This window comes from Synechococcus sp. C9 (assembly GCF_022984075.1).
In the GTDB taxonomy this organism is placed as follows: Bacteria; Cyanobacteriota; Cyanobacteriia; order Gloeomargaritales; family Gloeomargaritaceae; genus Gloeomargarita.
On sequence record NZ_JALAAD010000001.1, the window covers coordinates 126,404 to 145,330 of the forward strand.

General features: G+C 51.5%; 17 protein-coding genes, 1 tRNA gene and 1 riboswitch. Of the genes, 10 read left to right on the forward strand and 8 right to left on the reverse strand.

Annotated features, from left to right (window positions below; genetic code table 11):
- Positions 1 to 104: 104 nt before the first annotated feature.
- Positions 105 to 1,502 (reverse strand): 3-isopropylmalate dehydratase large subunit, encoded by a 1,398-nt coding sequence (leuC, locus tag MLD66_RS00635; RefSeq protein WP_247215022.1) that lies wholly within the window; start codon positions 1,500 to 1,502, stop codon positions 105 to 107.
- A 5-nt stretch (positions 1,503 to 1,507) separates the two neighbouring features.
- Positions 1,508 to 2,323, reverse strand: a complete 816-nt coding sequence (locus MLD66_RS00640; RefSeq protein WP_247215023.1) for a glycosyltransferase — start codon at positions 2,321 to 2,323, stop codon at positions 1,508 to 1,510.
- 21 nt (positions 2,324 to 2,344) lie between these two features.
- Positions 2,345 to 2,493, forward strand: a riboswitch (cobalamin riboswitch).
- A gap of 291 nt (positions 2,494 to 2,784) precedes the next feature.
- Here MLD66_RS00640 and MLD66_RS00645 point away from each other — a divergent pair.
- From MLD66_RS00645 to MLD66_RS00655, 3 genes are all read left to right on the forward strand, one after another.
- Positions 2,785 to 3,171, forward strand: coding sequence for a DUF1636 domain-containing protein (locus MLD66_RS00645; RefSeq protein ID WP_247215024.1), 387 nt, complete (start codon positions 2,785 to 2,787; stop codon positions 3,169 to 3,171).
- Between the two features lie 150 nt (positions 3,172 to 3,321).
- Positions 3,322 to 4,308 (forward strand): cobalamin biosynthesis protein CobW, encoded by a 987-nt coding sequence (gene cobW / locus MLD66_RS00650; RefSeq protein WP_247215025.1) that lies wholly within the window; start codon positions 3,322 to 3,324, stop codon positions 4,306 to 4,308.
- A gap of 301 nt (positions 4,309 to 4,609) precedes the next feature.
- The gene (locus tag MLD66_RS00655) at positions 4,610 to 5,173 is read left to right on the forward strand and encodes a Uma2 family endonuclease (RefSeq protein WP_247215026.1); all 564 of its coding nucleotides are present in this window, start codon (positions 4,610 to 4,612) and stop codon (positions 5,171 to 5,173) included.
- Between the two features lie 149 nt (positions 5,174 to 5,322).
- On the opposite strand, the gene nuoK is transcribed toward MLD66_RS00655, so the two are convergent.
- Positions 5,323 to 5,628 carry an NADH-quinone oxidoreductase subunit NuoK gene (gene nuoK / locus MLD66_RS00660; protein WP_247218867.1) on the reverse strand — a complete coding sequence of 102 codons (306 nt, stop codon included), beginning with the start codon at positions 5,626 to 5,628 and terminating at the stop codon, positions 5,323 to 5,325.
- A gap of 334 nt (positions 5,629 to 5,962) precedes the next feature.
- Here nuoK and MLD66_RS00665 point away from each other — a divergent pair, with 334 nt between their 5' ends.
- The 4 genes from MLD66_RS00665 to MLD66_RS00680 are packed head-to-tail and all read left to right on the forward strand — an operon-like array spanning position 5,963 to position 11,462.
- On the forward strand, positions 5,963 to 7,075 hold the full coding sequence (locus MLD66_RS00665) for a tyrosine-type recombinase/integrase (RefSeq protein WP_247215027.1): 1,113 nt from the start codon (positions 5,963 to 5,965) through the stop codon (positions 7,073 to 7,075).
- On the forward strand, positions 7,072 to 8,541 hold the full coding sequence (locus tag MLD66_RS00670; RefSeq protein ID WP_247215028.1) for a tyrosine-type recombinase/integrase: 1,470 nt from the start codon (positions 7,072 to 7,074) through the stop codon (positions 8,539 to 8,541). The genes MLD66_RS00665 and MLD66_RS00670 overlap by 4 nt, the downstream gene beginning before the upstream one ends.
- Positions 8,528 to 10,549, forward strand: coding sequence for a hypothetical protein (locus MLD66_RS00675; RefSeq protein WP_247215029.1), 2,022 nt, complete (start codon positions 8,528 to 8,530; stop codon positions 10,547 to 10,549). Before MLD66_RS00670 ends, MLD66_RS00675 begins: the two co-directional genes overlap by 14 nt.
- Positions 10,542 to 11,462: a DUF6262 family protein gene (locus MLD66_RS00680; protein ID WP_247215030.1), complete on the forward strand. Its 921-nt coding sequence runs from the start codon at positions 10,542 to 10,544 to the stop codon at positions 11,460 to 11,462. The genes MLD66_RS00675 and MLD66_RS00680 overlap by 8 nt, the downstream gene beginning before the upstream one ends.
- A 28-nt stretch (positions 11,463 to 11,490) precedes the next feature.
- On the opposite strand, the gene MLD66_RS00685 is transcribed toward MLD66_RS00680, so the two are convergent.
- From MLD66_RS00685 to MLD66_RS00705, 5 genes are all read right to left on the reverse strand, one after another.
- Positions 11,491 to 12,549 (reverse strand): transposase, encoded by a 1,059-nt coding sequence (locus MLD66_RS00685; RefSeq protein WP_247215031.1) that lies wholly within the window; start codon positions 12,547 to 12,549, stop codon positions 11,491 to 11,493.
- Positions 12,550 to 12,612: 63 nt separating this feature from the next.
- Positions 12,613 to 13,077: a hypothetical protein gene (locus tag MLD66_RS00690; RefSeq protein WP_247215032.1), complete on the reverse strand. Its 465-nt coding sequence runs from the start codon at positions 13,075 to 13,077 to the stop codon at positions 12,613 to 12,615.
- A 50-nt stretch (positions 13,078 to 13,127) separates the two neighbouring features.
- On the reverse strand, positions 13,128 to 14,300 hold the full coding sequence (gene chrA / locus MLD66_RS00695; RefSeq protein WP_247215033.1) for a chromate efflux transporter: 1,173 nt from the start codon (positions 14,298 to 14,300) through the stop codon (positions 13,128 to 13,130).
- A gap of 320 nt (positions 14,301 to 14,620) precedes the next feature.
- A tRNA-Gly gene (locus tag MLD66_RS00700) sits at positions 14,621 to 14,692 on the reverse strand.
- Positions 14,693 to 14,714: 22 nt separating this feature from the next.
- Positions 14,715 to 16,013 carry a hemolysin family protein gene (locus MLD66_RS00705; protein ID WP_247215034.1) on the reverse strand — a complete coding sequence of 433 codons (1,299 nt, stop codon included), beginning with the start codon at positions 16,011 to 16,013 and terminating at the stop codon, positions 14,715 to 14,717.
- Between the two features lie 36 nt (positions 16,014 to 16,049).
- Here MLD66_RS00705 and MLD66_RS00710 point away from each other — a divergent pair, with 36 nt between their 5' ends.
- The 3 genes from MLD66_RS00710 to MLD66_RS00720 are packed head-to-tail and all read left to right on the forward strand — an operon-like array spanning position 16,050 to position 18,919.
- A complete protein-coding gene (locus MLD66_RS00710) occupies positions 16,050 to 17,381 on the forward strand; it encodes a TrkH family potassium uptake protein (RefSeq protein ID WP_247215035.1) in 1,332 nt (443 codons plus the stop codon).
- A gap of 24 nt (positions 17,382 to 17,405) precedes the next feature.
- Positions 17,406 to 18,101 carry a TrkA family potassium uptake protein gene (locus MLD66_RS00715; RefSeq protein WP_247215036.1) on the forward strand — a complete coding sequence of 232 codons (696 nt, stop codon included), beginning with the start codon at positions 17,406 to 17,408 and terminating at the stop codon, positions 18,099 to 18,101.
- Positions 18,098 to 18,919 (forward strand): DUF4349 domain-containing protein, encoded by an 822-nt coding sequence (locus MLD66_RS00720; RefSeq protein WP_247215037.1) that lies wholly within the window; start codon positions 18,098 to 18,100, stop codon positions 18,917 to 18,919. Before MLD66_RS00715 ends, MLD66_RS00720 begins: the two co-directional genes overlap by 4 nt.
- Positions 18,920 to 18,927: the final 8 nt, after the last annotated feature.

Consider the following 18,927-nt stretch of genomic DNA (forward strand, 5'->3'; position numbering starts at 1 on the left):
CGGCGAAAGACCTTGTATGAGATGGCAAATAAAGGAGAAATTGGTCTGGGATCATTTGTGGCGTATAACGTCTTAGTTGATTGTAGATGTTAGCGGTGCAAAAATTACAACAACTCCCGCACATCCGTCACCCGCCCCGTGACCGCCGCCGCCGCCACCATCGCCGGACTCATCAACAGGGTACGCCCCGCCGCCGAACCCTGCCGCCCCTTGAAATTGCGGTTGGAAGAGGAAGCACTCACCTGCCGCCCCTGCAACTTGTCCGGGTTCATCGCCAAACACATGGAACACCCCGGCGACCGCCACTCAAACCCAGCCGCCAGAAACACCTCATGCAGCCCCTCCTGTTCCGCCTGCCGTTTCACCGCCTCCGAACCGGGCACCACAAAGGCTTTCACCCCCGGCACCACCCGCCGCCCCTGGGCTACCCGCGCCGCCTCCCGCAAATCCGTAATGCGCCCGTTGGTACAACTGCCGATAAAACACACCTCCACCGGCATCCCGGCAATCGGTTCCCCCGGCGTCACCCCCATGTACTGATAGGCTTCGGCGGCTAAATCCCGCTCCTTCGGGGGCAAATCCGTTAAATGGGGCACCCGTTCATCCACCCCGATGCCCTGTCCCGGCGTAATCCCCCAGGTCACCGTCGGGGCAATCTCTGCGGCGTTAAACGTCACCGTATCGTCGTAGGTGGCATCCGGGTCACTCGCCAAACCCTGCCACAGGGACACCGCCCGTTCCCAATCCTGGGGCGCATGGGGACGTTCCCGCAGATAGTCGTAGGTCACCTGATCCGGGTTCACATAACCACAGCGGGCACCCCCTTCGATGGACATATTGCAGACCGTCATGCGTTCTTCCATATTTAGTCCATGAATTGTACTGCCCGTGTACTCATAGGCATACCCCACCCCCGCCTGCACCCCCAGACTGCGAATGATATGCAAAATCACATCTTTGGCGTAAACCCCAGGGGCTAAATCCCCGTCCACCTGAATCTTCCGCACCTTTAACCGGGAAATCGCCAAGGTCTGGGTCGCCAACACATCCCGCACCTGGGACGTGCCAATCCCAAAGGCAATCGCCCCAAACGCCCCATGCGTCGAAGTATGGCTATCCCCACAGGCGATGGTCATCCCCGGTTGCGTCAACCCCAATTCCGGCGCAATCACATGGACAATCCCCTGATTCCCGGAGCCAATGTTGTACAATTTAATGCCAAAATCTTTGCAATTTCGTTCCAGGGTTTGAATCATTTCTTCCGCCAAGCTATCCAGAAACGGGCGTTGCTGGTTTTCCGTCGGGACAATGTGATCCACCGTCGCCACCGTGCGTTCAGGAAACAGTACCGATAACCCCCGTTCCCGCAACATGGCAAAGGCTTGGGGGCTGGTCACCTCATGGATCAGGTGCAGACCGATAAACAATTGGGTTTGTCCCCCCGGCAAAACTGCCACCTGATGCCGTTCCCAGACCTTATCAAACAATGTTCCCCGACTCATGAATACTAAATTGACTCGTACCAACGCCATTGATCTATTTTAGGGTCAAACCGCCAGACCCGGGGGTATTTTTTTTGCCACCGCCATTGGCACCAGTCCCAGGTGTGCTGTAATTTTGCCCCCAGGGGAGCCGGTTGGGTCATCTGCGCCACCTCCTGATTGTACCTATCCCGCCGTTCGGACAATTGCCCCGGATGACGTTTGAATCCCCCCAAATAACTGCTGACCACCTGCAATTCCGTCTGGTTTGCGAACTGTAACCAGAGAAAATAATCCCCCGCATATTGCCAGGATTTTAAGCGTTGTAAATCTAATTTTTGATGAACTTTTTGTGTCCAAAACGTGGATTCCTGTTGCACCCGACACCAGGCTTGGTTGTACAAACCATAGGCAAACAATTCCCGCCGGTAGGGGTAGGGCAAATCCATGTGAATCACCTGGGAATGTTGGTTGTAAATTACCCGATAACCCGTTAACCAATCCACCTGACCGGTTTGGATAATATCCGCCACCACCGCAAAGGCTTGGGGGTAATAAAAATCCCCCGCATTTAGATAGGCAATCACATCCCCTGTGGTTTGCGAAAACCCCTGCGCCAAAGCATCATACATCCCCTGGTCTTTGGCAGAATGAATATGCACATTGGGGTAATCGTAACTTTTTAATAATTCCAGGGTGTGATCCGTCGAACCCCCATCCATGACCCAATATTCCAACTGCACCCGCCCGGAACGTACTGCCGTTTGATTCAGTACCGAATCTAAGGTTTCCGCTAAGTAGGGGGCGGCATTGTAACAGGGGGTAACAATCGAAAATTTCATCTGGCAGTGGGGTTCATTCTGCATTAAAGTATAGAAGCCGGTTGGTTGGGGGGTCAGCCCAGCCAGGTAACGGGGAAAGTGTGGTGCAAATCCACCGCTGTCCCGCAACTGTGAGGGAATTGTGCGTCAATTCCTGAGTCAGGATGCCCGCCGGTGTTGTCCTAAATTCTGCGAGGTACAGATGAATGCAATTGTTTCCCCCGCCCCAGGTTAGTTGATCCTTACTCAAATCGGCACCGTTGAACCGTTTTCACCGGTGGGAATAGCCGATTTTCACAGCAATTTTCATGGAATTGGGAATAGTAGCTGTCGGGGCTTAATTCCCGGACTTACTTTCCTTGAAAATCCATCTCTAAATTGGGTGAAATTGCTATGGGTCGCTGGAATAGACGGGTTCTTTCCCGTTTTTCAAGATTAATTTTTGCAGGATTCAATTGACACAATCATTTGGGGTGTGATTTATGACCGTTGATTCCACTTTGTTTGTCTGCACCACCTGTGGGAGTACCTGGGAAGATGGCAAACGCATTGGCACCAGTGCGGGAGAATTTTTGCTTCAGGATTTGCAGGTGGCTTTAGCGGATTCGGGCATCCAACTCCAAGCCGTTAAATGTTTAAGTGCCTGCCTCAATTCCTGTGCGGTAGCGATCACTGCCCCTGGTAAATTTTCCTATGTTTTGGGGCAATTACCGGCGCAAGACCAGCGTTCGGAAACCGTAACCGCCCTGGTGCAATTAGCCCAATTACATCGGGAAAAAACGGATGGCTTTGTACCCTACGGGGAACGACCAGAATTATTAAAAAATCGGGTGTTGGGACGCATTCCGCCCCTGGTTCCGTCTAAGTAGTTCCTGGGTAATTTTATCCATTGGACATCACCAATTTTAGGGGCATCTCCTAATTTGAGTTCTCCCGAATTTCTACATCGCATGGCTAAGATGTTCGGTTGATTCCAGTAATACTGATGCCCTGTATTTCGTTCCACTTTTGAGGTAGCGATGAGTAAAATTCCAGTCACAGTAATCACTGGCTTTTTGGGAGCAGGGAAAACCACTTTAGTTCGCCAGGTATTGCAATCACCCCAGAGTGCCGGTTTAGCGGTTTTAGTGAATGAATTTGGGGAAGTGGGAATTGATGGCTCCCTATTGGAAAACTGTTGCGATACGCCGGTGGTGGAACTGACCAATGGATGCCTGTGCTGTACGGTGCAGGAGGATTTTTTACCCACCATGCGGTATTTGCTGGAGCGACCGACCCCACCGACGGGGATTTTGATTGAGACTTCCGGGCTGGCTCTGCCCAAACCCCTGGTGCAAGCCTTCACCTGGCCGGATATTCGCACCCGGACAACGGTGGATGGGGTGATTACCCTGGTGGATGGGGAGAATCTGCTCACCGGGCAATTGTCCCGCTATTATACTGACGGTGTACCCCTGACTGAACACGATACCCCTTTGGCAGAATTATTGTCAGACCAATTGGCTTGTGCTGACTTGGTACTCCTCAACAAAGCCGATACCCTGACCTCCGAGCAACAAACGCAATTAATCACCTGGTTACAAACCCAAGTCCGTCCGGGGGTAAAAATCATACCTTGTCATTACGGGCAAGTGCCGGTGGAAGTATTGCTTGCCCAGGGGATGGCGGTGGAAGATGATTTAGCCCAACGTCCTAGCCACCATGACCAGGAACACGACGAGGACGACCACGACCAGGAAGTGCAGGCGGTGGTGCTGACCGGGGGAGCCATTGCCCAGCCGGAATTGCTCATCCAACGGTTGCAGGAAATGATCAACCACTATGAAATTTATCGAGCCAAGGGTTGGGCGAATGTGGCAGGCAAACCCCTGCGTCTCGTCATCCAAGGGGTAGGCACCCGCATACATACTTACTACGACCGCCCTTGGAAGGAACAGGAATCTCGGCGCACCCAAGTCGTTTTGATTGGTCGAAACATTCCCGACGGGTTGGGGTTGGGATTTTAGGGTGGGGCAATTCCAGAGGGTTTAGGAACGCTTGACCATCGGCGTTAGTGTAGCCATAAGCCCCGTGCTCAGCAGTTATGAACAACTCAGGGGTCATTCTTAATAGCCATGAATGAATACAGGTGGCTTTTTGAGTAGCCCTGTGGCTGACATAAATTGCTTGAGATTACTATAGCCATCCGACTCGATGAACGAACAAAAATTTTCCAGAACCAAGAAGTGTCCATAAATTAAAATTAGTAGATGGGGTGAGATGGCTACCAATTCGTAAGAGGGTTCATTATTTTAAGAGAGTCTCACAATGGTACAAACTCCTGCGAAGCCCCTGAACTTGGAGGAATTTCTCAAGTTGCCGGAGACGAAACCCGCCAGCGAGTATATTCATGGGGTGATCATCCCAAAACCCATGCCCCAGGGAGTGCATAGTGCCATTCAGACGGAATTAGCTTCGGCAATTAACGGGGTTATAAAACCTAAAAAAATTGCCCGGGCTTTCACTGAATTACGTTGCACCTTTGGCGGATGTTCAACGGTGCCGGATATTTCCATATTTCTGTGGGAACGAATTCCCCGCCAGGAAAATGGTGCAGTGGCGAATGTTTTTGCGATTGCTCCAGATTGGACGGTTGCAATTCTCTCCCCTGGGCAGAACCAAACTCAAGTCATTAAAAATATCCTGCATTGTCTCAAGCATGGAACTCAGATGGGATGGCTAATTGATCCAGAAGAACAATCTATTTTTGTCTATTTCCCTGACCAACCAACCACTGTTTATGATACGCCGGGGGAACCATTGCCAGTGCCAGCATTTGCCCAGGATTTTCACCTGACGTTGGATGCGTTATTGAATTGGTTAATGGAGTAAATTTCAGCTTGTATCTTGCCTCTTAAGGGCACCTCCATAAATTCAAACTTAGCGGTCGCAGGGGGGCATCCCTGCCCTTGGTTCTGGGTCATATGGGCATTCCCACGATGGGATTGATGATTGGTTCCAAGGAATAGAGGTTTCCTATTCTACCATTTCAAGAGATTAAAACGTTCCATATCAATGGTGTCCCGATTGCGGTAAATCGCTAAAACAATTGCCAATCCGACAGCGGCTTCAGCGGCAGCAACCGTAATCACAAAAACCGCAAATACCTGCCCCTTGATGTCCGCCGGGTCAAGATAGTTGGCAAAAGCCAGAAAATTCAAATTCACCGCATTCAACAGGAGTTCCACCGACATCAACACCCGCACCGCATTCCGACTGGTCACCAAGCCATAAATGCCAATGCAAAACAACGCCGCCGCCAACAGTAGAAAGTAATTGAGTTGCAGAGCCATAATTTTCCCCAGCACATCTGTGGGTATGATAACTCAGTTTCCGCTCCGAAAGACTTACACAATGCTGAACGAAAGCGAACTTTTGTTCAACTTGTTGCTGACTTCCTGATTCAACGACTCATGCCTAGTTGGCGAACCAACCCCGGCAGAGGAATCTCCACAGGCGTAACTTCCCCTAGAGCTTAGGGTAGTTTGATACCACTTCACCAGGTTTAAGGTTGCATTCTTCTATAGACCCCAATATCTTATTACACAACAAAGAAAAAAGAACAACAACAACGGGATTTTATGTGCTAGGCTATATGTGTCTTAGATTCTTTAACGTATAATGAGTGTGACCGTAGAGACAGCGATTGACCCCGCCACAGGTGAGCACTTTCGTTGTGTATTTGACTCCAAGACCTGTTTGCCCGTTGAACCAATTCAGAGATTTCTGAACTACTGCCGGAAGCGAGGGTTAGCGGCCAACACGGTCGAAACCTACGCTTACCGCTTGGTGGATTACTGGCGGTGGCTGGAGTACAAAGCCTTGAGCTGGGATAGTGTTGGACTAGATGAGTTGGCTGATTTCGTAAACTGGTATTTGCTCGGGGGTGATGTGGAGGTCATCCACGAGTCCTTAAGGGAGCGAGTTTCCAAGCGTAGCCCCAAGACAGTCAACCAGGCGATGACCGCCATTCAAGGGCTGTACGAGTTTCATGCGGCGGAGGGGCGGATTGACGATAAGCGGTTTATCAAGCTGGCTCACGGCTGGGGTAAACGTGGCGGCTTCCTGCGGGGCATCGTCAAGAGCGGGCCGGAGCGTCGTAAGCGGCTCAAGCTCAAAGAACCCAAGGTCTTCCCTGGTTGCCTCAGTGATGCGGATGTCGTGCGCCTGGTTGAAGGTTGCCTCTGCTACCGCGACAAGCTGATTGTGATGCTCTTACGTGAGACGGGTCTGCGCCGTGGCGAGCTACTGGGGTTGCATCTGATTGATGTTCAGGATGTGGATGTGACAGGGCGGTTGCGTGTTGTCCGGCGTGATAATCCCAACGGTGCCTGGGCGAAAGGAACTGAGCGAGTTGTACCTATCCTGCACAACCGCCGCACTGTGCAAGAGATGCTGCGTTCGTACCTGCTGGAGGAGTATCCGCCCGAAGCGGAACAGCTCGGTCACGGGATGCTGTTTGTCTCCTTAGAGGGGGAGCAGCGCGGTCAGCCCATGAGCCTTGTGCGACTGAACAAGCTCTTTGAAGAATTGCACAGTCGTACTGGCATCAAGGCGCACCCACATCTGTTCCGCCACACTTTTGCCACACGGATGTTGCAACAGGGCTACCTCGACCAGTATGTGCAGCAATTGCTTGGCCATCGTTCCATCAGCACCACCAAAGACATCTACAGCCATGTTCTCGATGAGATGAGTTTGGGAAGTTTTATGGATGGGGAGGAAGAGCAATGAGTGCTGTACTTTTAGCTGACCTGTATGAGCGGGTCAAGCAATCAGAGCTAGGTAGTCAGTGGTGCAGTGACCCGCTGATGCAACAAGATGTCTGGCCACTAACAGCATTGGGCTTCGACGAAGAGTATTGTCGTGTCCACGGCGCAAAGAACGTCTATTTCACACGCATTACGCTTCCTTGGCTGAATTATTTAGCAAAACTTACGGCGAAGGCGCGGGTGCGAGAGAAGTGTTCAGCCAGACGAATCATTGCTGATACCCTCTGCTTAGCCCACCTCAATGAGTTTTTGCTGGCTCATGGCTACAGCCAACCCGTAGGCATCACAGACAGTCTCCTTAAAACGTTCATCTCAGAGGCTAACAAGGGGCATCGGCACAGCACCTTGGTATTTGCAACACGCCTTTGGGCAGAGGAGGGTTGGTTGACCCTGCCATTCACCCCCATGCGAATGAGGAAGCCGACACCCAAGGTGGAGACTATTCCTGAAGAGGTGTTGCACCAAATCTACGAGCATCTTGACCTTTTTCCTGCGCCCTTGGAACGCTTGTTTCGGTTGCAAATTGCTTTAGGGTGCCGCATCAACGAGATGTTGCTCATGCCGCGCCATTGCCTCAAGCAGGAAGGAGAGCACTGGTTTTTACTACGCTGGGTAGCCAAACGGAAGCAGTGGCGTTATTTCCAGGTGCATCCTCTGGTTGCCGAGTTAGTGCAAGAGCAGCAACGTTTTTTGGACGAACAGTTTGGCAAGGATTCTCAGTTCAACAAACTTTTCTGTAAAACATCCACAGCATTTAAGGACGGGGCAGAAGTAGGAGGGCGTTTTCAAGTTGAGCCTGTTTATGAGCCTAGCCCCTTGTCGTTTATGGTAATTCACTTATGGCTCAAAGCGTTCAGGGAAGTTGCCAATCTCAAGGACAAGCAGGGCAAGCCTTTTCCTCTCACCAGCCACATGTTTCGTCGCACCAAGGCCAGTGTGATGGCGCATTGTGAAGTTGAAGACGAGTACATTGCTGCGGTTTTAGGGCATGGTTCCCTCGACATGTTGCCTCATTATCGTAAGCGGTCTTTAGAACGGCTAGAGAAACAGGCAGAAACCAAGGGATACGTGGACATGTACGGGCGGGTAACCACCTACAAGCCCCGCAAGCAACGCTACGAAAAGTTAGCTGACCTGATGAAGGTTACGACTCCCCTTGGTGAGTGCCATCGCCCCAGTATGTTGGGCGATTGCCAGTACCGTTACGCCTGCCTAAGTTGCACCCATCACCGAGTTACAGAAGCAGACATTCCACAACTAGAGGCAGATAAGCAACAAATGGAGCTTGACCTTGAACGTGCCCAAATAGCTCAACAAGAGCGGCGCGTAACCGAGATTCAAAGGTTGCTGGAACTTGTAAACAATCGCCTGCAAGGATTAAAGGAACTGCAAAAAGTACGGGAGGAAAATCAACATGAGTCAGCGTAAACACCTGCCGATTTCAAGGCATCAAACGCTCAACGGGATTCTTGAAGTGAATTGGCTGCAAGACTACCAAGGTGAGTTTACCTGCCCACAATGCAATCAAGGAAGACTTACTAAGGCTTACTTCGCACACGGAAGTATTAATGGTGTTCGGCTTGAATGTAACTCCTGCGGTCAGTACACTTACCTCTCATGTACAAGCCAGCGTAAGCATCTGCCGATTTCAAGGCATCAAACACTCAATGGGATTCTTGAAGTGGATTGGCTTCAAGACTACAAAGGTGAGTTTACCTGCCCACAATGCAATCAAGGAAGACTTACTAAGGCTTACTTCGCGCACGGAAGTGTTAATGGTGTCCGTCTTGGATGCAACTCCTGTGGTCAATACACTTTCCTCTCCTGTGAAAATCCTGCTTACATCTACAACTATCAAGCAGACTTGGAATGTCCTAACCCTCTTTGTACTGGCATTGGTCCAAGGGGTCAAAGGGGATGGATTTACAAATGTAACGATCTAGGGTACGGCAGATGTCGCTATTGCAAGATAATTTTTGAGCCTTCAGCTACCGTTCAATACAACTGGCAGGGTAGGCAGAAGTTGCAAGAACTACTCCCGTTTGACTTTGCCGCTAATACCTGGGACTTGCGGCACTTCTATGAAAAGCCCTACTACCGACTCCTTACTTTTGATGGCATTGAACCTGATTGGTTCTGCTTGCAGGCAAAACAGTATTTGCACTACCTACTCAAAGCTCAAGTATATTCTTCAACATCCCAAATCCGTGCCATCCGTGCTGTGCTGGGACAGTTGGGCGAAGTGCTTAAGCAAAGAAAATGTTCATCACTGCAAGACATCAAGCGCAGTGACATTCTGAACCTGATTGATGCTTGGCAAAGCATAAAAGGGCGAACAGTATACACAAAGCTCTATCAGCTTAAGGAGTTTTTGAGTTGGGCTGGCCTTGAGGCTGAAGCCTTAGTTAAACGCAGAGACTTTCCCAAGATTCGTCATGATGACCCCGTATGGTTGGATGAACCCACTCGTTCTGCTATCAAGTCGCACCTGCACAAATTACCAGAGCCACTAGCAAGGCACTACTTGGTTCAGGAGTACACAGCCGCACGACCCGGTGATGTCTGCCAGATGCAGTTTGACTGCCTCGTTGCGGAAAACAGCAAGTGGTACATCCGTTTCTTTCAGCAGAAGACCAAACGTTGGCATCAGATTCCAGCTAACCGTGAAATCCGGCGCATCATTGAAGCACAGCAAGCTTGGATACGACAGACCTTAGGCCCAGACTACAATTACCTGTTCTGCCACTTCAGGGTTTTCAAAAAAGGTTCTTACCCGAAATTCAGCCGTATTAAACCTCTCCCAGAACCACCTAAGACAAATGCTGATGTTAACCCAATGGTGCGAGCGATTCGCTATCTCATTGAAGCGGAGGACATTCGGGACAGCAACGGTCAACAACCCCACTTCACGGGTCGAATCACCCGCTCTAGCCGCCTCCAAGAGATACGGGTCAAGCACGGGATAGAAGCAGCCCAACTCTACGCTGACCATGTTTCCAGCACAACAACCTTTCAGCACTACGCCCCACCCACTCGTGAGCAGGTTGCAACGGCTGACCTCCCCTTCCAAGAGCTACTGCTTAACCCCGACAACAAGTTCCTGCCCTGGCAATCCCTGCCCGAGAGCCTGCTGAAAAACCCTAAAGCCCATGAGTTAGACATTGAGATAAACCCCCGTCTTACCGTCTACGGCCATTGCGCTCTTGACCCCAAGACTCCCTGCCCTCACAACCTTTACCCCAAGTGCTACGGCTGTAGTAGTTTCCGACCCAGCACTGGCAAGTTGCCCCTTTACGAGCGGCAGTACCAAAGCGAAGTACAGCGTATGGAACAAGCAAAGACAGCAGGCGCAGAGCTGTCCTACGAGGAGGCTAAAGCGACTGTGGAAGCGATGAAGCAGTGGCTACCACAACTCAGGGAGGTGGCTCATGGCTAGAGGCAACCGTGAGAAGCAGACTGAAACGCTCCGCCAGGCACAACAGCAACGCAAAGAGCAGAAGCGGCAACAGGTGTTTGAGGCGGTACGGACGCTCCAGCAACAGGGCAAGACCATCACCTTTGCAGCTATTGCTCGTGTTGCTCAAGTTTCTATCAGCTATCTCTACAAATGGCCGGAAGTCAAGGACTACATTCAGTCGCTTCGCGAGGAACAATCTCATCAGCTTGCCCCCTTACCTCAAGAAGCTGAACCTGGGCCATACAGCCTCAAGACCCTGCATGAGGTCGCCCGCAAGCGTATCAAAGAGCTAGAGGCTGAGATTCAGGAGCTAAAGCGCCAGAACGAACTGTACCGAGGGCATGTTGCGGAAATCTTTGAGTTGCGCGATGAGGTAGAACGCTTGCGGGAGTTGTTGCGGCAGTTCACTGAGCCTCGCCCCACCTCCAAGGTTGTGGCACTCCAAGCGGTAGCCCCCAGCACCGCCTCAGACATTGATCCAGACATTGTACAGAAGCTAGAAACTTTGGGTGTAAAGCTCGGTGTACGCCTCCAGCGTGAGATTAAGCAACACAAGCCAGAGAAAGTCATGCTGGCAATTGAAGCCTTTGAGCAGTACCGCTCGCAGCATGTGGTGGAGAACCCTGCGGGTTGCCTCCTACAGATGATTCGAGATGGGGCGGAACCGAACGTACCCTTGGAGGCACCTGTACCTGAGATGGATGAGTTTGACCGCTGGTACGCTGAGGCCATTGCTCAGGGATTCTGCCTTGACATCCCCCGCCGCTACCTAAGCACGATGGGAACGGAGCCTTTGGTTAAGGTAGTGGATAAGAGCCGTTCTGAGGGCTATCAAGTCATGCCCTGGAGGGAGGCTAGAGAGTATCAAAAGAGCTTACGTCGTGGAAGATAGAGACTATTATTTAGGCTAAACAAGACTTTTACAACGTGGAGTATACATAAGAATTTAAGTCGCGATCTATCTCCTCTAAACTGCAACTTTCACAACTAAACACCCTTTGGCTCAGCGGTATCTTTTGTTGATGACCACAGCGAGAACACAGCTGGCTGGACGGATAGAACCTATCCACCACCACCAACTGACAGGCGTAGAGTTTGGCTTTGTACTCTAGCTGTCGCTTGAACTCATAAAAACCGCAGTCAGCGATACTACTCGCTAACTTATGGTTCTTGAGCATACCTGATACATTCAGGTTCTCAACTACCACCACCCGGTGTTTTCGGGTTAAGTAAGTAGTAATCTTGTGCAGATTGTCTTTCCTGATGTCTGCAATTCTTTTATGAACTTTTGCCACCCGCTTGACCGCTTTCTTCCGGTTCTGCGAGCCTTTTTTCTTCCGGCTTACCTGCCTTTGCAACCGCTTTAAGCGCTTCTTCGCTCTTCGGTAGGGCTTAGGGTTAGCAAAGACTTTCCCATTAGAACAAGCGGCGAGGTTGTTAATGCCTAAATCAACCCCGACAACTTCTTCTTCTTTCTCTGGTAGTTCTGGCTCAGGAGCTTCAAACGTAAAAGAGATAAACCAACGGTCGGCTTGACGACTGATGGTTACGTTCTTAGGGCATACCGCTGGCAACTGCTCATGGCATTTTAACCACCCAAAGATGGGAACCTTGATTTTGTTCCCAGAAATTCTCGTGCGCCCCTCTAAATAGAAACTATCTCGTCTGCCCCTTTTCTTGAATACAGGGAATTTTCTCTCACCCTTACACCAACTCTTAAAACCTGCCTCTAAGTTTCGTAAAGCTTGCTGTGGGGCGCATTTAGAACATTGGTAGTACCAAGGATTTTCCTTCTTAACCTCCGCAACCAACCGCTTATGCAAATCTATAGCCGTGGGAACCTTTTGCTTTTCCTCTATTGCCTTTTTGCAGACCGCTAAACCCCAGTTGTAAGCGTGTCTGGCTACCCCAGCGTGTTGGCTTGCCAAGGTTCTTTGCTTGTTATTCAGGTCTAGCTCTGTTTTGAAAGCTAACAACACAAGTTGAATCGCTGAAAGCCTAATTCACAATAACATACCCCCAGAAAAAGCGAATTGTGTTAATTAAAGTAAGGACTCCGTCCCGCTTACGTGAGCAGTATTTCTCAGTAAAAACCCGAATAGAAACATACCCTCGGTGAACACGGTCAAAACGAAATGGTAGCGGTGGTTGGTCGGGCCACTACTCGCCAAAACATAATAGTCCCCGCTGGCGGGCAGTTGGTATTCCCAGGGACGAGCCCCATTACCCAAGCCGACCAGTTGCTTCCCCTGTGGATCAAACACCAACACCATCGCCCGGGCACCCATACTCTGGGGTTCCACCCGCAACCATTGCCCCCGCTGGGCATTCACCACATACACCCGGTTCACCGCACCGGCAATGACCACGCCAATCGTGTGGGGCGAAAATTGCAAACGGCTGGTGGGGGTTGTCGGCAATACCTGTTTGAGGTTGACCTGAGCCAACGCCAGCGGTGCCTGGAGCAACCAACTCACTAACACCAAAATGCCATAACGCCAACCCACAACCGGCTTTCCCAAGGTGAACGATTTGCTCTCACAATAACATCAAAAGGTCACGGGGTAATGATTCCCAACCCATAGCCCAGCACCCCCAAAACTGCGCCCAAACCAATCAACCAGGGCGCCGCCACCCACCCCCGAAATAATAGAATTCCACTCAAAATCGCAATGCCCAGCACCCAGACCCCCTGCCCCACGGTCATCGTAAAAGACCCCACCCCCATCTGCCAACCCAAACGCACTGCTACCACTCCAATCAATGCCACCGCCCCCACATTCAACCCATCCAAAAACGCCCCCGTCCAAGCTGTGCGCCGACACCAGAGCAAAATCGGATGCAACAGTGCCACAAACACAAACGAAGGCAGGAAAATTGCCACCGTTGACACCACCGCCCCCGCCCACCCAGCGATTTGAAACCCAATAAAACTAGCAGTGGAGGACACCGGCCCGGGCGTAAATTGCCCCACCGCAATCGCATCCAATAGCTGTTGTTGGGTCAGCCAACCGTAGCGATTCACCAAATCATTTTCAATGAAGGCGATCAGCAGATAACCGCCCCCAAATAAAACCGCCCCCACCTTGAGAAAAAACAACGCCAACAACCCCAAATTCGGAGCAGGCAGTTCCGCCCCGGGCATCGCCGCCACCCCGACCGGGAACCCCAGCCAAGGCCACCCAGCCCCCTGGGTTGGTTGCGGAGGTCGCCGTACCAAAATCCCCAGCAGTCCCCCCGCCAGCAGTGCCAGCACTTCCCCGACCCCCAGCCAGGATAAAATAATCACCCCCACCCCCACCCACAGCAGGAGGGAGCTTTTCACCGCCTTTTGCCCCAACCGCCAGCCCGCATCCAGAATCAACACCACCGTCACCGGCTTAATCCCCACCAGCAACGGTGCCACCTGGGGCAATGTCCCCCATTCCCGGTACCCCCAGGCAACCAGGGTGGTGATCAGAAATGCTGGCAGGATAAAACACACCCCCGCCACCCCTAACCCCGCCCAACCCGCCCGGCGCAACCCCACCAAAATCGCCATTTCCGTAGAATTGGGACCAGGGATGAGATTGACCGCCCCCATCAAGTCCAAAAATTCCGCCGCCTCCAACCACCGACGCTCCTCCACCACCTCTTTTTGCATCAACGCCGTATGCGCCGCCGGTCCACCAAACGCCACGGTTCCCAAACGCAGAAAGACCTGGGCTAGTTCCAACAGACGTGGGGTCATCGGGGAGTTGGGGATAGGCTGGTTTTTTATCATCCTAGTAGGAGAATGATTCTGCCTCGAAACTAAGCGTCAGCTTCAGCCAATTTTGCCCAGCGGTCGTCAACGTACTGCCCCTGACCCAATTTCCGACCCCAAACATGATATAGCAATCCTACTTGCTTAGTGAACAGAGATTCCCCAGAACCAAGGACGGGACCCCTATTCCATTCTCATTTAGGACTGCTATAGAAGGAATTACATGGGAATAACCCAGGGAATGTCATTACAGGTTAGGGGTGGAAATGCCTTTAGTAGCGGTGTTTTTGGCTTAATGATTGGTAAGCGGGCGATGGGACTCGAACCCACGACGTTCAGCTTGGGAAGCTGACATTCTACCACTGAATTACGCCCGCAGTGCTTAGATATAATAGCACTCTACTTGGACAACTGGGGGCAGGTAATTAAAACCTTATCCACCCGATTGCCATCCATATCCACAATCTCAAACCCCAGCCCACCCCATTCAAACTGCTCCGCCACCTGGGGAATATGCCCTAAATGGTCAATAATTAACCCGGCGAGGGTGTGATAAGAGGGATTTTCTGGCAATTCGGGAATGGGAAATAATTCCTGAAATTTGTCAATGCCCAACAGTCCATCCACCAACCAAGAGCCGTCTTCCCGTTGGATTGCCCCCGGTTCATCCTCATCATCCAGCGAGGGAATATCCCCAATCAGGGCTTCCAAAATGTCCTTAAAGGTCACCAATCCCTGAATTACCCCGTATTCATCCACCACCAAAGCCATGGGCGAGCCGGACTGGCGCAGGAGTTCCAGCACCTTCAGGGCATGGGTATTTTCTGGCACATAGAGGGGCGGGCTGAGTTGACGGGTGAGGTCAAAGGGTTGATTTTGAATCGCTTGCGCCAATAAATCCTGGGCAGAAACAATCCCCACCACATGGTCTAAATCCCCTTGGCACACGGGGAAACGGGAGTAACTATTTTCGCAGATTTCCTGCTGATTTTTACTGGGCGGGTCTTCCAAATCCAGCCAGACAATATCCGGGCGGGGGGTCATCAGGGCACTAATCCGTTGATCCCCCAACCGAAACACCCGCTCGACCAAGTCCTGTTCCGATTCGGCAAAGGTACCCGCTTCCGTACCCTGTTGGATGAGAATTTTAATTTCTTCCTCGGAAACCTGCGGCTCTTGGATGGGTTCAATCCCCATCAGGGTGAGAATGGTCTGCGCCGAAATGCTGAGGACGGTCACGAAGGGTGCCATCAGCCGTGATAACCAATCCAGGGGGGCGGCCATGAAAATGGCAATGGGTTCCGGGTGGCTCAAACCTATCTGTTTGGGTACCAATTCCCCCACCACTAGAGCAATGTAGGTACTGCCTATGGCTACCCCTAAAGTCGCCAGGACAGACGCATAGGGTGCCAGGAAGGAAATTTGGGTTAAACTAGCCTCTAAACTGTTGCCGAGGGTCGCTTCCCCAAAAGCCCCAATCAGGATACCGATGAGGGTAATCACGATTTGAATGGTGGAGAGCATACGGGTCGGATTGCTGGCTAAATCCAAAACCCTTTGGGCACCGGCATTACCCTCGTTCGCCTGTTGTTGGAGGCGGGCTTTGCGGGCGGAAATAATTGCCAGTTCTGACATGGCAAACAGACCACTGATGAGGGTCAGAACCAGAATTAAGCCGAGCGCAGACAAGGTGTTCATGTATAAAGGGTTAGGAAGCCACCCTAGTACCTCATTATGACCCCCGCCCGTACGATTTGTCTCGGTTTTCTTCTGGTGATTGGGGTGGGAACCCTGTTGTTGTGGTTGCCCCTGTCCACCCAGGCACCGGGCTGGGATTCCCTATGGACGGCTTTATTTACCGCCACATCGGCGGTGTGCGTCACCGGCTTGTCCGTGGTGGATGTGGGCACCCATTACTCCTTCTGGGGACAGTTGATCCTGCTTTTGTTAGTACAAATTGGCGGGTTGGGCTACATGACCTCCATGACCCTATTGATGTTGTTATTAGGGCGACGGTTTCGTTTGAAGGATAAATTGGCGGTGCAACAGGCTTTGGATCAAACGGGAATGGGTGGCATCCGCGGACTCCTGCGTTCCATTCTCCTGGCAACCGGGATATTGGAATTTTTGGGTGGGTTAGCGTTGATGGCATTTTTTGTGCCAAGATTTGGATTTTGGGGCGGTCTGTGGCACAGCATTTTTCATAGTATTAGTGCATTTAATAATGCGGGATTTAGTTTGTTTTCTAATAGTTTCATGAGTTATTTTAATGCACCTCTGTTAGTATTTACAACAACGGTTTTGATTATTTTAGGGGGGATTGGCTATCAAGTCTTGCTGGAATTTTACTTAAGGCTCACCTGCAAACATCCAGAACGGTTTACCTTTAGTCTGAATACGAAAGTAGTGGTGAGTACGACCCTAGTGCTTTTGGGGGTCGGAACCGTAGCGTTTTGGTTGATTGAGGGGAATAATCCCGATACCCTGGGGCGGATGAATTTAGGGGAACAGTTTTTGGCGGCTTGGTTCCAATCGGTTACAACCAGAACGGCGGGTTTTAATACCATTGATATTGGCAAAATGACGGCGACCGGTTTATTTTTTACGATTGTTTTGATGTTTATTGGGGCGAGTCCTGGGGGCACCGGCGGGGGGATTAAAACGACAACCTTACGGGTGTTATTGCGGGCAACCCGGGCGATTTTACGGGGGCATGAGGAGGTGATTATTTACGAACGGGAAATTCCCCCCATTTTGATTTATAAAGCAATTGCCGTATTGGTGGGTTCCATGAGTTTGGTACTGCTGATGCTGACCTTGATTTCAATTACGGAAGCGGAACATGGATTTACTTTTTTGCAATTATTCTTTGAGGTGGTTTCCGCCTTTGCGACGGTGGGACTTTCGACGGGGATTACCGGTGGTTTAACCCTATCAGGAAAGCTATTGATTATTCTCACCATGTATGCGGGGCGGGTGGGGGTATTATTACTGATGGCGGCTCTGTTTCGAGAACCCCGTCCCCTGCGTACCCATTACCCAGAGGAGACTTTTTTGGTAGGGTAAAATAAGCGCACTGGCAGGAACTTTATGCAGGCTTTTTGGAACCGGCGTCGCCAACACAGCCAGCAATTTGCGGTGATTGGTTTGGGTCGCTTTGGGCGGTCGGTCTGCCGGACATTGAAAAGTATGGGCTGTGAAGTCCTGGGGGTGGATAAGGATGAACACCTGGTGGCGTCTGTTTCCGATGAGGCGGTGGTGGATCATGCGGTGGAACTGGATAGCACGGACCCAGGCGCTTTGAAGGATGCGGGTTTATTTGAATTTGAAACGGTGATTGTGGCGATTGGAAATTTTATCCAGGAAAGTGTGGTCACCACCTTGAATTTGAAGGAAGGGAATGTTGCCAATATCATCGCCAAGGCTTCCACGGATATTCACGGTCGTTTGTTAGAAAAAGTAGGGGCAACCAAAGTGGTTTATCCTGAGAAACAAATGGGAGAACATCTGGCTCGTTCGTTGGTGCGTCCCAATATCATTGAACGGTTGGAACTTGACCCGGAAAATAGCATTGTGGAGGTGCGGGTACCGGAGGCATTTGTGGGCAAAAGTATTGTGGATTTGCGACTCAGAAATGAATACGGTATTAGCGTGATTGCCCTGGGTCGCCAGGGGTCCCATTTTGAGATCAATCCCAACCCCACGGCGCCGTTGGAAGCGGGGATGATGATGTGGGTGATTGGCAGTAACCAAGCCCTAAATAAAATTACGGATTTGGGGCGATGAAACCCCTCTGGATAACTTTGGTGTTAGCCATTCTCACCGGCTGTACGGCGGTTCAACCGGAGGTTGCCCAGGAATCCACTGCCCCGGTCACCCAAGCGGAAGCCCTCTCCGCCACCCAGGTTGCCAAAACGGTGGATACGGCTAAAATCCAGCCCCAACTGGCGAAAACTGCCCAAATATCCCTGGAAGTGGACAATATGGACAAGAGTGCCCAGCAAGCCGTTGGTTGGACACGCCAAGCGGGGGGGGAGGTGCTGAACTTGACGGATAACGGGATGAAGGGGGAGGTGCGCCGTTTGAGCTTGGAGGTGCAGGTGCCCGCGCCCCAACTGGATGCGGTGTTGGCTCAATTCAGCACGCTGGGCAAGCTGGAAAGCCGGGAGGTCACCGCCGAGGATGTCAGCAACCAACTGGTGGATGTGGGAGCCAGATTGCGGAATTTGCGTAAATCGGAAGAATTGCTCTTGAAAATCATGGAGCGCTCCGGTTCGGTGGGGGATGTGCTGAAAGTTACCCAGGAATTGAGCCAAGTGCGGGAACAGATTGAGCAGTGGGAAGCACAACGGGTGAATTTGCTCAACCGCGTCCGTTTTTCCCGCATTCGCCTAAATTTGACCAGCCCGCTGGCGGCAACCCCTGGTCGTTCTATCCCTGAGCGGTTGGGGGAAACCTGGCAACAGGCGACGAGTACCCTGGGCAATATCACCCTGGGTTTGGTGCAATTGGCTTTGTGGTTGCTCGTATTTAGCCCTTACCTTTTGGTGGTGGGGCTGGTGGGGTGGCTGGTGCGACGGCGTTGGCGCGCTTCCCGCCCCTGAATGATCGA

Bases quoted from the DNA above. Each gene is read 5' to 3' on its own strand.
- leuC (WP_247215022.1), bottom strand. From the start codon at position 1,502: ATGAGTCGGGGAACATTGTTTGATAAGGTCTGGGAACGGCATCAGGTG.
- MLD66_RS00640 (WP_247215023.1), bottom strand. From the start codon at position 2,323: ATGAAATTTTCGATTGTTACCCCCTGTTACAATGCCGCCCCCTACTTA.
- MLD66_RS00645 (WP_247215024.1), top strand. From the start codon at position 2,785: ATGACCGTTGATTCCACTTTGTTTGTCTGCACCACCTGTGGGAGTACC.
- cobW (WP_247215025.1), top strand. From the start codon at position 3,322: ATGAGTAAAATTCCAGTCACAGTAATCACTGGCTTTTTGGGAGCAGGG.
- MLD66_RS00655 (WP_247215026.1), top strand. From the start codon at position 4,610: ATGGTACAAACTCCTGCGAAGCCCCTGAACTTGGAGGAATTTCTCAAG.
- MLD66_RS00665 (WP_247215027.1), top strand. From the start codon at position 5,963: ATGAGTGTGACCGTAGAGACAGCGATTGACCCCGCCACAGGTGAGCAC.
- MLD66_RS00670 (WP_247215028.1), top strand. From the start codon at position 7,072: ATGAGTGCTGTACTTTTAGCTGACCTGTATGAGCGGGTCAAGCAATCA.
- MLD66_RS00675 (WP_247215029.1), top strand. From the start codon at position 8,528: ATGAGTCAGCGTAAACACCTGCCGATTTCAAGGCATCAAACGCTCAAC.
- MLD66_RS00680 (WP_247215030.1), top strand. From the start codon at position 10,542: ATGGCTAGAGGCAACCGTGAGAAGCAGACTGAAACGCTCCGCCAGGCA.
- chrA (WP_247215033.1), bottom strand. From the start codon at position 14,300: ATGACCCCACGTCTGTTGGAACTAGCCCAGGTCTTTCTGCGTTTGGGA.
- MLD66_RS00705 (WP_247215034.1), bottom strand. From the start codon at position 16,013: ATGAACACCTTGTCTGCGCTCGGCTTAATTCTGGTTCTGACCCTCATC.
- MLD66_RS00710 (WP_247215035.1), top strand. From the start codon at position 16,050: ATGACCCCCGCCCGTACGATTTGTCTCGGTTTTCTTCTGGTGATTGGG.
- MLD66_RS00715 (WP_247215036.1), top strand. From the start codon at position 17,406: ATGCAGGCTTTTTGGAACCGGCGTCGCCAACACAGCCAGCAATTTGCG.
- MLD66_RS00720 (WP_247215037.1), top strand. From the start codon at position 18,098: ATGAAACCCCTCTGGATAACTTTGGTGTTAGCCATTCTCACCGGCTGT.